The following is a 13,956-nucleotide window of genomic DNA, read 5'->3' as shown; positions in this document are numbered from 1 at the left end:
ACGTATCATTGCCTTGGTAGGCCGTTACCTTACCAACAAGCTAATACGCCGCGGGTCCATCCTAAAGTGACAGCCGAAGCCGTCTTTTAAACCAAAACCAGGTGGTTTTGGTTGTTATACGGTATTAGCACCTGTTTCCAAGTGTTATCCCATACTTCAAGGGCAGGTTACCCACGTGTTACTCACCAGTTCGCCACTCGTCTCAATGGCAAATCTTTCAAGTGCAAGCACCTGAAATCATTGGCCAAGACGCGTTCGACTTGCATGTATTAGGCACGCCGCCAGCGTTCGTCCTGAGCCAGGATCAAACTCTCATCTTAAAGTGTCTAAAATGATAAGCCTGTGATAGCTCATGATTTAAAATTTATTATTTGTTTTACGAATTGACTTCGCAAATGTTTGGTTTCAATTCCGAAAAATTGAAACGCCCTGCACATTTGTTTGTCGAAAATTTTGTTCAGTTTTCAAAGGTCTACTTGATTGTCTTAAGCGATGAACATCTCTCGCGACAACTATTTAAATGTACCACGCTGATTGATGAGAGTCAACAAAAACTTTTTTTGATTAACACGTTTTGTCGTGCGTCCCTTACAAATCAGCATCTATAAATATATCTGATTATCTGCGATTCGTCAAGAACCAATTTCAAATTAATCCAACAATTGCTTGAGGCGTTCCAAGTCCTTGAAACCAAATTAAAAGCGAAGCATCTCTGCTTCGCTTTAGCACACAAATTCTATTTTAATTCTGGCGCGTCAGTCTTATATAAGTTCATGGTTGATTTGCTGTGGTTCTTTGCTTCAATACTGGTTGGTTCCTTCTTTTGTGCCTGCTTCAAATTATCAAGCGCCTTTGTATATTGATAGGTGAAGTCTTTGCGATTCACTTTTTGGAACCCTTTTGGTGTGTAAAATCTCAACAAATCGCCCCAAATAACACGATCCGACAATGACAGTTCTGTTGTCACATGATTTTGAATACTTGCCAACTGCCGCTTCTGGACTGCATTAGGCGTAATCTGTTTTCCGGTCTTGGTCAAATAAACGTCACTACCAACCTTGGTATATTTCGGTGTGACAAAATCACCATCCCGAAATGCGACCCGTTGATCATGCTGTTTGGACAGTAAATCAGTTCCGAACTGGATCGTATTGTTATTCTTGTCTCCCAACAAATGCAAAATAGTTGGCAAAACATCAATTTCACCACCATACGAATGATCAACCCCACCCTTGAGTCCTGGAGCATGGATCATGAATGGCACCTTCTGGAACTGTGCCAAATCATAGTTGTTAATCGACTTCTTATGAAGCAACTGAGCGATTGCTGGTCGATGGTTATTAGAAATACCATAATGATCACCGTACACAACGATCATACTGTCTTTCAATAAGCCAGTTCGTTTAAGGTAATTCATAAACTCGGCGAACGCCTGGTCCAAATAATGAGCCGTTTGAACATACGGATCAACCGTTTTATCCCCTGTCTTAGTAGCGGGGAAGTCTGTGTTCTGCTTGTCCAGTAGATAAGGATAATGGTTGGTCAGGGTAATTAGTTTGGCATAGAACGGCTGTGGGAGCTGCTGAATGTAATTGGAAGCATCCCTAAAGAATATTTTATCCTTCAAGCCGTAGCCGACACTATAAGATGGCTTAGTCTTGTAGTATTGGGAGCTGAAGAAGTAATCATATCCCCATGACTTGTAGGTGCTATCCCGATTCCAAAAGCTGGGAACATCTCCATGGAATGCAGCCGTTGTATATCCTCGTTGATCCAAAATAGCGGGTGCCGCCTGGTAAGTATTCTGAGCACCATACGTCACCATAGCCGATCCCTGAGGTAGGCCATACAGGGAGTTTTCCAGCATCATTTCGGCATCAGAAGTCTTTCCTTGGGCAACTTGGTGAAAGAAGTTGTCAAATCCGATCGTATTCTTATTATGGAAAAACGCATTCAAATGTGGCGTAACTTCCCTGCCATCAACTTTATAGTCAATTAAAAACTGCTGGAAACTTTCAAGATGAATAATGAAAACATTCTTTCCTTTAGCCTTGCCAAAATAAGTCGGATTAGCCTTGGCCCGACTGTGATCTAAGTATTTGAGGATACTATCCATATCACTGGCCTTTGCCTTGGATCGGGTAGCCGATTCTTTTTGGGTTTGGTACACATTGAAAGCTGCATACTCGTTTAGCCCTAAGTATTTAACAATATAATTATTATCAAAAGTTCTAGTTAGTAAGCCAGAACGATCCGTACTGGCCAGGCCGTACTCACCGCCCATCAACAGGAAAGAAACCATCGTCACCAAGAAGGCGTACCGTTTTTTAAATGGTGTGGCATCAATCCGAATCACATGAAACGCCAGCAAGGCAACTAAAATAATAATATCCAGGAAAACAAAAAAGTCACTAAAATGAAGGATCTCAACCAGACTCTTGCCTAAGTTATTTTGAACGTTGCCGGATCCCTTGATGACTCCCAATGAAAGGAAATCAGAAAACTCACGATAATACAGAATGTTGGCAAAAATCCAGACACTCTCCAAAGTGTCGATGATCATCATCAGCCAATATGAAAGGCGGCCACTGAAATAAAGCGCAATTCCCAGTGTTAACAGCGCTGCCGGAATAGGGTTCACTGCCAGCAAAAACTCCTGCATACCGCCTTTGACACCCAACGTAAATTTAGTTTGGTACGCAATATAAGTCTTGATACAAAACAAAATGACAACCAGCAAGAAAAAGCCGATCCTCGTGTTTAAAAGATTTGAAAAACGATATTTCTTATCCGTTAACATGCCTGTTCCTCCAAATGTTTCCCTTTTCCGCTATTTAATGCGGTTATCGGGATCATCAACTTTATCTGGTTTGACTAATAAAGCGCCGGCCCCAGCAGCCATTCCAAAGTAATACGTTAAAATTCTCCAAATAATCATTGCCAACACCAATTTGCTGTTGCTTGAGATAAAGCTATGAAACAGTGATTCAAAACTGAACTCTGCGCCACCGGAGCCACCCGGAATTGGGAATAATGAGATGATCATCACGATCATGATGTGTAGACTAGTGACCATAATCACGTTAACAGCAGTGTACCCCAGCGACAGCATAATGAAATATGGAATGAGGTAATAAAAAAGAAGTTGGAAAAATGTCAGAACAACAATTTTGAGTAGAAGCTTCTGCTGACGGCCGATCCGGACACTTTCTTCAAATAAATTATCAATTTTGGCATACATCGTTTCCCGCATTGAATAGAATCGCTCATCCTTGATGAACCATTTGACAGGATGAAAAAGTAGTTTGGCAAGCTTCTTTGTAAATGACGGCCAATACATGATCAGCAGTAAACCAACAATGACAAATAGATGAATTAAAAAGCCAAACAGGACAAACAGTGCCAAGAAATGCAGCTTGCTGGCAACGTAGTGAAATCCAATGACCAGACTAATGAAGAAGTTGATCACGATCATCCCTTGATAAACCACAAACTTCATCAGTAAGGCTGAACTTGCCCGCCCACCGTCAATTCCGGTCTGCAGCATGACAATCAGTTGTCCAGGCTGGCCACCTGATGAAAATGGGGTAATCCCATTAAATAGCTGTTCAACCAATGGAACCCGCAAAGCATCCTTAAAAGTAAAATGTTCAACCCGATTGGACACCAAGACTTTCGTAATCACTCCCTCAATCAGCAGATAGGCACAAATGCAAAGAAAGGCAACCAAGATCCACAAGGGGTTCAAGGTGAATAAGTCATGGATTAACACACTTAGTTTAACGTCCCTCAAAGAATACGCAATAATTGCTATTCCAATTATCACCATCGCAAAGAGGGTAATTTTATTATTTCGAGACATTATTAACCTTCCTTAGATTGTTGATTATAAAAATCATACCAAACTTTGGCAAGATGATCTTCAGAATAACGTTCACTGGCAATCCGAGTCTGATGCTGCAGTTCTGCCAATTTGTCAGGATTCAACAGTAGTTGATGCACCTGCTCGTTCATCTGCCTTTCATCAGTGGCCGGAAGATAGTACCCGTTGATAATGGATTTATATAAATCAAGATCCCGGAGCATCACTGGCGTATTAGTTGAAAAAGCCTCAAGAACGGACATCGGGAACAACTCATTGTACGACGGTAAAAGAAATAAATCCGCCATGTTATAATACTCAACCATTTTAGTCCGGTCAATGATTCCAGGAAATGACAAATTACTGGGAGGATCCTTGACGATTTTTTCCAATTCCGCATAACCCTCAGTGATTTTTCCAAACGAAAAACCACCCGTCCAAATAAATTGAATACTCGGGTTTTGCTTAGCAAGCTTCACGAAATCAAGGACCCCTTTGCGCGTCTGGATTTGGCCGCTGCCTAAAATTGTAAATCGGGTTGGATCATATCCGCGCTTGGTTCTCAGTGCCCGCTTGCGTTGGTCATCAACGTCATAGAATTCTGCTTTACTGACAAAATTAGGAATATAGGTAATCCGTTCCCTTTTAATGCCATAACGTTCTAGTTTGGAAATAAACGATGGGTTGACGACCACAATGTGATCCATCCGCTTATAAAAGGCGATCACATATTTATAGAAGATCGCCTTAAACGGCTGGGGAATCTTAATACTGCCTTCCAAGGTTTCCGGGAGGAAGTGAACATAGCCGATTTTTCGCCCTCTGCGCTTCGAAAACGTCGAAAGATAGAAACTGGGGTTGATTGTATGGTAATGGGTAATATCCGCATGTGCATAGCTATTAATCGTGATCTTAAAATCATTAGGAAAGTGGTCCTTAAGCATTCTCACCAGTTCCAAATAGGCACTGCCGACACCTTGACCCTTAACCTTATCCGCGGTTGAAAACATATTAATCCTTAACATACAAACTCCTTACAAAATCTTTAATCGATATTAGTCGTGGCATTATCTTGTAATTCTTGTGCCACCGCTACTGAATGATAAAAGTTGATCACCCGTTTGCCAAAGGTTTCTGCGGAAATCGCAGATAACTTCTTTTTAAGAATCTGCTTAGCTTTAGGTGTCCGCGTGTCAACCTCATGCTTTAAATAACGGGCCACGATTCCAACAAACTCATCGTCTTGATCAAATGTCTGACCAAGGGTTTCCGAACTTAGCAAGCCATTGGTGTAATCACTCGCAGAAACGACCACTGGCAGTCCAGCCGCCATTGCTTCAATGTAAGTCAACCCTTGGGATTCAGATTTGGATGTGGAAACAAACACATCACACGCACGATAAAATGCATTAACGTGATCATTGGCAACTTCACCAGTAAAAATAACATGTTTATCGAGCTGTAATGCGTGTACTTGACTCATTAAATCATCCTTGGCGGGGCCATCTCCGACAATCATTAAGACCGCAGTCGGAACCTCAGCCAAAATTTTGGGCAGATAATCAATGACTTCTGAGATGTTTTTTTCGTATGCTAAGCGACTAACGGAAAGCATCAACGGTGTCGTTGGAGAAATATGATATTGCTGACGAATATCAGTCTTAATTTTCTCAGCATACATATCCACGTCAATGCCCGTTGGAATGATTCGAATTTCACTTTTAACGCCGTAATCTGTCAGTTTGTCCAACACGCGATCGCTGGGCGCAATCACACCTGACAAATGGTAGCAAAAGGCCAATGTTCCCTCTTTAACATGAACGGGTTTAAGGAGTTTACCGTTAGCAACGTAATGCAGATAGTCTTCATACATCGTGTGATACGTGTGCACACAAGGAATGTTGAGATTTTTAGCGACAAATTTGCCGATCATTCCCATTGAAAATTCTGTTTGAGTATGAACGATATCCAGGTTCAATTCCTTAGCAATTTCATAGGCTTGGAACAGGCCACGAACCGCAATCCGCCGGTCGGTAAATGAAATGAAGGGAATACTTGAGAAGCGGAAAATGTTTTGCTCGTAGGTATCTTTATCGACGTGTGGATCAGTCGTCGTAAAAATATAGACTTGATTTCCCTGTCGTTCCAGCTCATTTTTAAGGGTCTTAATTGAGGTCGCAACACCGCTGACCTGCGGAAAATATGTATCCGTAAAAATGCCAATATTCACGGCTGACACCCCTTTCTATTAAAAGATTAATCTTGCCCCATTCGTGAAGCCTGCAATCAGACACTCCCCTTTCTGGGCGCATCATCTCACAATCATTGTCATTATATTTGTTTGGTTCTGGTATTGCAAACCACAAAAATAAAAGGAACAAGCCGATAACAGACGGTTTAACGCCACTAACAGCTTGTTCTTTAAGTTATTCATAAATCTATTGGATATTGTTGGTTGCTTGGTGGACAAAGGCGACGACTTCCTCGCTGGTACTGGCCATTGTTACGGCCTTATTCGCAAGTGTCACCATTTCTCTGGAATTAAGGCGTTTAATTAATGCCCGCGATTTAAGAATTGAAGACGCACTCATCGAAAATTCGTTGAGCCCCATTCCAACTAGAATTGGAATCGCAATCTGATCGCCAGCCATCTCACCACACATATAGGCGGGAAGCTGATTATCGTGGCAGGCATCAATGATGTTTTTAATCAGACGCAGAACCGCTGGATTGTAAGGTTGGTAGAGATAAGACACCATTCTGTTGCCACGGTCAGCCGCCATGATATATTGAATTAAATCGTTCGTTCCAATACTCATGAAGTCAACCTCATTGGCAAACTGATCAGCAAGAATAGCTGTAGCCGGAACCTCAACCATAATGCCAATTCTAACGGGTTTTACTCGGACCTTTTCCCTAATGAGCTTGATCCGCTCCTGATTAAAAATATTCTTAGCTTTCTTAAGTTCATTAATCGTTGTAATCATCGGAAACATGACTGACAGATTCCCAAAAGAAGAAGCCCGCAGCAATGCCCGTGCCTGCGTGCGAAAAATATCCGGTTTATCCAGACCGATTCGAATTGCCCGATATCCTAAAAATGGATTGGCTTCCTTTGGCAGATTCAGATACGGCAAACTTTTATCGCCGCCAATATCAGCCGTACGAATGATCACCGGCTTATCACCCATCTTTTGAAGAACGGTCTTATACGCCTCAAACTGCTCGTCTTCAGTTGGCAGATGATTATTATCCATATACAAAAACTCAGTTCTAAACAAGCCAATCCCCTCGGCGCCATTGTCAACGGCGCCGTCAAGATCGTCCAACGTCCCAATGTTAGCAGCAATCATTGGATGTTTGCCATCAGAAGAACTGGTGGCTTGATGCTTAAAATGAGCTAATTTGTTCTTGCGCTGGCGATAATCAGCCTGCTTTTGAGTGTATTCGGCTATTTGTGCGTCGGTCGGATCAACGATGACGTTGCCAGTTGATCCGTCAACAATGACTGTATCACCGTTCTTGATCTCTGCCAGCCGTCCCTGGAATCCGACGACGGCCGGGATCTCCAGCGAACGTGACATGATGGCCGAATGAGAAGTCCGCCCACCCATGTCAGAGACGATTCCTAAGACATAGCTCGGAACGAATTGAGCCGTATCACTGGGTGTTAAATCATGGGCAATGATAATGACCTGGTGATGGATAAGTGCCGGATCAACCAGTGGAACCCGCAGTAGATGACTTAAAACTCGTTTGGTAACATCCCGAATATCGCTGGAACGCTGACGAATGTATTCGTTATCCGTCATTGAATTAAAGATTTTGATATAACCGTCAGTTACTTTTGTAAGCGCATATTCTGCGTTGACCTTTTCTTTTTCAATCGTCGCTTTAACCCGACTCAGGAGTTCTGGATCCGACAAAATTGCGCCATGAGCTTTAAAGACCTCAGCTTCATTGCTGCCGAGGTCTTCAAGTGTTCGTTGTTGAATTGTTAAAAGCTCATCTTTTGAGACATCAATTGCAGCATAAAGCCGCTTAATTTCATCAGAGGCATCATTAATGCTCCGCTTTTTAAAGCTTAAATCAGGTTCAGTTAACCGAAATGCAGATGCAATGGCAATGCCATCGCTTGCGGCAATCCCCTTAAACTCTTTCATGAAATTATTCAGTCAGTCCTTCTGCTTTCATTGTTTCGCTAATTGCATCAATGGCTTCTTTTTCGTCATCACCATCGGCAGTAATCGTAACAGCGGCGCTCTGGCCAACACCGAGTGACATAACACCCATAATTGACTTCAAGTTAACTAATTTTTCTTGGTATTCAAGGGTGATATCTGAATTGAACTTGCTGGCAGTTTGAACCAACAAGGTAGCTGGACGTGCATGAATTCCTGTTTCTGCGATGATATTAAATTGACGTTTTTCCATTATTAATCAATCTCCTCTGATAAGATTATAAATTTTGAAGATGTTGCTCAAAATTTAAATTTGTTCTTTACTTAATTAAGAATAGCAATATATAGGGGAAAATACAAGTTTAAACTTAACCGCTTACAGGGTTTTTAAGAAGTTTTTTGCTTGTCATCTCTATCATAAACATAGGTAATCACACCGCCCTCGGTTGCAGACCCGATGACCCGCTTTCGATGGTCAAAGTTCATGTATGCCGTTTGAAAAGCCATGAACGATTCCGGCTTAACTTCGATCTTGTCAATCTCACCGGATTCCAACTTTTCCAATTGTTGTTGATAGTCTTGATTTTCTTCTGACAAAACGCCTCATCTCCTTTCAAGTTGATTGAAGTTCAATTACTTGATTACATATAATCATGTTGTATAATAATTTCAAAGGTCAAAGTTGGTCAGTGATTAACAGATCCTCCTTGTCCTTTTATTTCTATATTAAAGGAGGAAAGCAATTAATGCTATGTCAAAATTGCCATAAGAACCCAGCAACGATTCACTTATACACGAATGTGAATGGGCAAAAGCAAACCATTAACCTTTGCCAAAATTGCTATCAACTCCTATCTAATCAGCAACGTCATACAGGAGGTGCTCAAGATATGGCTCAAGATCCATTTGGTTTTGGTGGATTAGATGACATTTTCCGTGCAATGCAGGGCGGAAACGTTGATCCAACTAATGGTCAACAAGTGCCACCAACCCAACCAATGGGCGGAAACAATGGTGGCCCTAATCGACCACGAACAGGTGGCGCAGGCGGCAATTCCCTGCTTGGTCAATACGGAATTAATTTAACCCAACTTGCCAAGGAAGGCAAGGTTGACCCAGTCATCGGTCGTGACAATGAAATTCAACGAGTAATTGAAATCCTGAACCGTCGGACAAAGAATAACCCCGTCTTAATCGGGGAAGCCGGTGTTGGTAAAACTGCCGTTGTTGAAGGACTTGCTCAAGAAATTGTTTCCGGCAACGTTCCTTCAAAACTTCAAAATAAGCAGATTATCCGCCTGGATGTCGTTTCCTTGGTTCAGGGGACCGGAATCCGTGGTCAATTTGAACAAAGAATGCAGCAGTTAGTTAAAGAAGTGCAAGATAATCCAGACATCATCCTGTTCATCGACGAAATTCATGAAATTGTTGGTGCCGGTAACGCTGAAGGCGGAATGGACGCTGGAAACGTTTTGAAGCCAGCATTGGCTCGAGGCGAGTTCCAGTTGATCGGTGCCACTACTTTAAAGGAATACCGTAATATTGAAAAGGATTCAGCGTTGGCTCGTCGTTTGCAGCCGGTAACGGTTGATGAACCAAGTCCCGAAGAATCCACCAAGATCTTGAAAGGCATCCAAAAGCGTTATGAAGATTACCATCACGTTAAGTACACCGATGACGCGATTGAAGCAGCTGTTAAGTTATCGGATCGATACATTCAAGATCGATTCCTACCTGATAAAGCCATCGACTTACTTGATGAAGCCGGCTCACGAAAGAATTTGACCATCAATGCCGTTGACCCGCACACGGTCGATGAAAAAGTTCAAAGTGCTGAAAAGCAAAAGCAGGCTGCCTTAAAGAGTGAAGACTACGAAAAAGCCGCCTACTACCGTGATCAAGTCACCAAACTTGAAAATGCCAAGAAGAATGTCAGTGTCGACTCAGCAGCAACCCCAAAGGTCACTGCTCAAGACATGGAAAAGATTGTCGAAGAGAAAACTGAAATTCCGGTTGGTGAACTTCAAACCAAGGAGCAACAGCAACTTCGCAATTTAGCTCCTAACCTCGAGCAACATGTTATTGGTCAAAATGAAGCGGTTGAAAAAGTTGCCAGAGCCATCCGTCGTAACCGGGTTGGCTTCAACGGTACAGGCCGACCAATTGGCTCATTCCTATTTGTTGGGCCGACTGGTGTTGGTAAGACTGAAATGGCTAAGCAACTGGCTTACGAACTGTTCGGTTCAAAGGATTCCATGATCCGGTTTGACATGTCTGAATACATGGAGCCGCATTCAGTTGCTAAGCTGATCGGATCACCCCCTGGCTATGTTGGTTACGAAGAAGCTGGTCAATTAACTGAGCAGGTTCGTCGTCACCCATACTCATTGATTTTACTCGATGAGGTTGAAAAGGCTCACCCAGATGTTCTTCATATGTTCCTGCAGATTCTTGACGATGGTCGTTTGACTGACAGTCAAGGACGAACAGTGTCATTTAAGGATACCATCATTATCATGACCAGTAACGCCGGCCAAGGTAATGCGGAAGCAAACGTTGGTTTCGGTGCTGCAGCCAGTGGGAAGACGCATTCAATTATTGATAAGTTAACCGACTACTTCAAACCTGAATTGTTGAACCGTTTTGATGATATCGTTGAGTTCCACTCATTATCAAAGGACAACTTGATGAAGATTGTTTCCTTGATGATTGACGATGTCAACGGAATGCTCAAGCAACAAGGTTTAAAGATCAATGTTACCGACAAGGCCAAGGTTAAATTAGTTGACCTGGGTTACAATCCGGCAATGGGTGCTCGGCCACTTCGAAGAGTGATTCAAGAACAGATCGAAGACAAAGTTGCCGACTTCTACCTGGATCACGAAAATGCTGCTACATTAACGGCTGACGTGGATGACAAAGGCAATATTGTTATCAAGAGTCAAGCAGCAGCGGAAGTTAAATCTTCAGCTAAAGCAAAACCCGATAGCAAGGATTCAGATAAATAAAACCTAATTCACTAAGGGGCAACGATCAGAGCTTGATACTTTGATCGTTGCCCCTTTTGTATTCTCAGCATTATTTTCGAAATGCAGCACTGCCTGCTTATTTTCTGCGACGAATCGTTAAAATAATGCCTAAATTCGTTGGTGCGAATACTGATTATGCTATAATTTTTATTAGAAGATTGTAGATCGGAGCATATGTCAATGAAGTTCATGGATTGGGTCAAACAACAGTTAAATATATTTGTGTCGCCACGGTCCCGTCACCAATCAAATCGCCGTGGCCGTCGCCGGGATTATCACCAACGAAAGCGTTGGCAGTCTGGCGAGGCTGATTTGAAAAATCATACCCAAATGACCGAGGAGAACGCCCACTTTAATCAAGATAAGGTTGAAAAACAACCGGATGGGCTTGTCAATGACCTTTCCCCGGCACCGGATCAAGTAGACGAGTCCAGCCAACTCCAGTCTCAAGTGACCTTCTTTTATCTCGATGAAAACGATGATCCAATCAAAACACCTGACATTTTAATTGGTCACGATGGAGAACGCTTTTCTCTCCAACTTCCCAGCTTTAAACAATATTACCTGGTCTCAATTGATAACTTTTCAGCTTATTTTGCCGATACCGATCAAGAGGTGACGCTGCGGTACGCCCTCAAACAGGGATTACCGGTTTTGACCTATTACTTGGACATTGACACCGGCGAAACGCTGCACCACGTCACAATCCACTCCGGCAAACTTGGTGAGTCTTATAACGTTTCAGCTGTCGATATCCCCGGCTACCGAGTCATCAATGATATTGGCCGCACTCATGGCGACTTTGACGACCGCACCCATGGGATTATCTTTTATTACCGTAGAACCGAGTGGCGAACCGTTCAGCAAGTTGAGTATTATGTCCGCTTAAAAAAGCGACACGAAGTCTTGGACGAACCAAATGGTCAAGCACTACAAACCGGGTTGCCCGCCAATGTCATCACCAAGATTTTTGCCCGCATTGATACAACGGACAATCAAAGCTGGTTAAATATTGGCGGTTTTGAATGGATTAAAAATGTTGACCTTGAACCCAGTGACCCACCGACCAACCATCTTGTTCCACCGATTACCAAGACTTCCCGAAATCCGGTGATGCTGTTTGGAACCGTTGACTTCGTGGCTGGGAGACCAATTGAGGTCCTTGATAAGCCATATGGCACCAGTGCAGGAACATTAGAAGATGGACAACGAGTTTCAATCAAGGCCCGAATTATCGATGATCAGGGCCTGATCTGGTATGAATTAGCCGATCAGTCAGTTATTTTTAGTGAATATGTCAGAATCGATTCTTAATCATAAGCGGGTACAGTTAAAATGGACTGCTTTAGTTTTAGCCACTTATTGTGGTGTATAAAAAAGGCCGATGAACGCATTTGTTCATCGGCCTTTTTTATACACCTGCCTCAAGCTCAAAGATAGCTTGTGCCGGTGTTAAAGATTTTTATCCATATTAAATGTTAACTTCGAGAGTATCAGACCCTTTTCAATCAACTGGTGATTGAAATGTTCGGTCGCGATTCTCATCATTTTGACAACTTCATGATTTTGCTCAGTCAAGTAACTGGTTAACTCTTCACCTTTCAGTGGCTGGCTTTCATCCATCGCGTTTTGAACGTGACGGCGCAATTGTTCCTTTACATCCGTTAAGAAATCGACATCGTCTTGAATAAATTCAGAATAATGCGATTCCACTAACATTGACAGCTTGCGGTACATCCAATAGGCGCTGACATCATCGCAATGCACCGGAGTATTGGCATAAGTATCATCGGTATCCGTCGCATTGGCAAAGAATGGCACGTATGGTGAAAATGCCGGCACACCGAAGCAGAGCCACATAATCGCGTTGCTATCATTATCAATATCATTGCGAATTTGGAGAACATGCGAATTTTGCGTCCGATTCATTGAAATCGGCCGGAACAGCGTCTTAGTATCCTCGTTTCCCCTGCTAAATGGATCATAAGGCGTTTCGTTGTAATGTGAACTCAAGATATATTCCACGTCTTCCACACTGATTTTATGGTCTGTATGACAAATAAACGGCAGATTGGAGGAAATTGGTGACTGCTTAATCTCTGGATTTAAGTATTTTTGGCCAAACCAAACTCGTGGTGTGTTGTAATGACGGTCCTTTTCATTATCCGTTCCAAAAATATGACGGAAGTTAAATCCCTGCTGATCCGTATTCAAATGATACTTCTCAACAAATTCTTGGATACCAGTCGAATACATGAAGTTGTCCGGATCATCGAATTTCACCTGCTGAATGGCCACTTGATTCGCCGCAATTGCATAGGCATCATCAGGAATTCGTTGGGCAACCCAATGATGGCCGGTGACAATTTCCATGTACCAGACTTCATTGTTATCACTGAACAACACGCCATTGCCCTCGGGCGAACCATATTGTTTGATCAACTTACCAAGGTACTTGACCCCGTCTCTGGCTGAATTGATGTAAGGTAAAACCATTGACTGCAGAGAGTCCTCTGCCAAGCCATCTTTTACCAGTGGGTCAAAGGCCAATGCCCGTTCATTCCCGTAGACACTTTCAGTGGCACTCATTGCAACGTTCTTTTCGTTAAAGCCACTTTCAGCGTAAACGCCTTCTTTATCAACCTCGACGTTGGGAGTCAGTGAGTAACGGTAGGCTTTCTTGGGTAAGGGTGCCTTAAAACCGTTCTGGTTTGACGCCCACTCACCGGTTTGGTGATCATTGGCTGGTTCGACATAGAAGCGTTGTGGGGTCAATGGTAGAAATGTGTCGTCATTTCTGGCGATCATCGTTGAACCGTCGATCGAGGCTTTTTTACCAACCAGAACTGTGGTACATGCTGACAAATGTTTGGAAACCATGATA

Annotated in this window: 10 protein-coding genes and 1 rRNA gene; 2 read left to right on the top strand and 9 right to left on the bottom strand. The window is 42.8% G+C overall.

What is annotated here, in order from left to right:
• The 8 genes from LPKJCM_RS10195 to ykzS all read right to left on the bottom strand — a co-directional run.
• Window positions 1–320: ribosomal RNA gene (locus tag LPKJCM_RS10195) — 16S ribosomal RNA — on the bottom strand; the annotation flags it as partial.
• 416 nt (window positions 321–736) lie between these two features.
• Window positions 737–2,800 (bottom strand): LTA synthase family protein, encoded by a 2,064-nt coding sequence (locus LPKJCM_RS10190; RefSeq protein WP_057963347.1) that lies wholly within the window; start codon window positions 2,798–2,800, stop codon window positions 737–739.
• 30 nt (window positions 2,801–2,830) lie between these two features.
• Window positions 2,831–3,862, bottom strand: a complete 1,032-nt coding sequence (locus tag LPKJCM_RS10185) for a lysylphosphatidylglycerol synthase transmembrane domain-containing protein (RefSeq protein ID WP_057963346.1) — start codon at window positions 3,860–3,862, stop codon at window positions 2,831–2,833.
• Window positions 3,863–3,864: 2 nt separating this feature from the next.
• The gene (locus LPKJCM_RS10180) at window positions 3,865–4,887 is read right to left on the bottom strand and encodes a glycosyltransferase family 4 protein (RefSeq protein WP_057963345.1); all 1,023 of its coding nucleotides are present in this window, start codon (window positions 4,885–4,887) and stop codon (window positions 3,865–3,867) included.
• A 20-nt stretch (window positions 4,888–4,907) separates the two neighbouring features.
• Window positions 4,908–6,092: a glycosyltransferase family 4 protein gene (locus LPKJCM_RS10175; RefSeq protein WP_057963344.1), complete on the bottom strand. Its 1,185-nt coding sequence runs from the start codon at window positions 6,090–6,092 to the stop codon at window positions 4,908–4,910.
• A gap of 208 nt (window positions 6,093–6,300) precedes the next feature.
• A complete protein-coding gene (gene ptsP, locus LPKJCM_RS10170) occupies window positions 6,301–8,025 on the bottom strand; it encodes a phosphoenolpyruvate--protein phosphotransferase (protein ID WP_057963343.1) in 1,725 nt (574 codons plus the stop codon).
• Between the two features lie 4 nt (window positions 8,026–8,029).
• The gene (locus LPKJCM_RS10165; protein ID WP_057963342.1) at window positions 8,030–8,296 is read right to left on the bottom strand and encodes a phosphocarrier protein HPr; all 267 of its coding nucleotides are present in this window, start codon (window positions 8,294–8,296) and stop codon (window positions 8,030–8,032) included.
• 134 nt (window positions 8,297–8,430) lie between these two features.
• A complete protein-coding gene (ykzS, locus tag LPKJCM_RS10160) occupies window positions 8,431–8,640 on the bottom strand; it encodes a protein YkzS (protein ID WP_057963341.1) in 210 nt (69 codons plus the stop codon).
• 149 nt (window positions 8,641–8,789) lie between these two features.
• Here ykzS and LPKJCM_RS10155 point away from each other — a divergent pair, with 149 nt between their 5' ends.
• Together LPKJCM_RS10155 and LPKJCM_RS10150 are read left to right on the top strand one after the other, a co-directional pair.
• Entirely contained in the window at window positions 8,790–11,051 is a 2,262-nt protein-coding gene (locus LPKJCM_RS10155) for an ATP-dependent Clp protease ATP-binding subunit (protein ID WP_057963340.1), read from the top strand.
• 201 nt (window positions 11,052–11,252) lie between these two features.
• A complete protein-coding gene (locus tag LPKJCM_RS10150) occupies window positions 11,253–12,386 on the top strand; it encodes a MucBP domain-containing protein (RefSeq protein WP_057963339.1) in 1,134 nt (377 codons plus the stop codon).
• Between the two features lie 138 nt (window positions 12,387–12,524).
• Here the strand turns inward: LPKJCM_RS10150 and LPKJCM_RS10145 are convergent, their stop codons facing one another.
• Window positions 12,525–13,952, bottom strand: coding sequence for a C69 family dipeptidase (locus LPKJCM_RS10145; RefSeq protein WP_057963338.1), 1,428 nt, complete (start codon window positions 13,950–13,952; stop codon window positions 12,525–12,527).
• Between the last annotated feature and the right edge of the window lie 4 nt (window positions 13,953–13,956).

The sequence above is a fragment of the Lentilactobacillus parakefiri genome (assembly GCF_002157585.1).
Lineage (GTDB): Bacteria > Bacillota > Bacilli > Lactobacillales > Lactobacillaceae > Lentilactobacillus > Lentilactobacillus parakefiri.
The sequence above is the reverse complement of the archived record's forward strand: the minus strand, read 5'-3'. Positions and strand labels throughout refer to the sequence as shown.

Excerpts from the sequence above, each read along its gene's own strand:
- LPKJCM_RS10190 (WP_057963347.1), bottom strand. The coding sequence starts at position 2,800 with ATGTTAACGGATAAGAAATATCGTTTTTCAAATCTTTTAAACACGAGG.
- LPKJCM_RS10185 (WP_057963346.1), bottom strand. The coding sequence starts at position 3,862 with ATGTCTCGAAATAATAAAATTACCCTCTTTGCGATGGTGATAATTGGA.
- LPKJCM_RS10180 (WP_057963345.1), bottom strand. The coding sequence starts at position 4,887 with ATGTTAAGGATTAATATGTTTTCAACCGCGGATAAGGTTAAGGGTCAA.
- ptsP (WP_057963343.1), bottom strand. The coding sequence starts at position 8,025 with ATGAAAGAGTTTAAGGGGATTGCCGCAAGCGATGGCATTGCCATTGCA.
- LPKJCM_RS10165 (WP_057963342.1), bottom strand. The coding sequence starts at position 8,296 with ATGGAAAAACGTCAATTTAATATCATCGCAGAAACAGGAATTCATGCA.
- LPKJCM_RS10155 (WP_057963340.1), top strand. The coding sequence starts at position 8,790 with ATGCTATGTCAAAATTGCCATAAGAACCCAGCAACGATTCACTTATAC.
- LPKJCM_RS10150 (WP_057963339.1), top strand. The coding sequence starts at position 11,253 with ATGAAGTTCATGGATTGGGTCAAACAACAGTTAAATATATTTGTGTCG.
- LPKJCM_RS10145 (WP_057963338.1), bottom strand. The coding sequence starts at position 13,952 with ATGGTTTCCAAACATTTGTCAGCATGTACCACAGTTCTGGTTGGTAAA.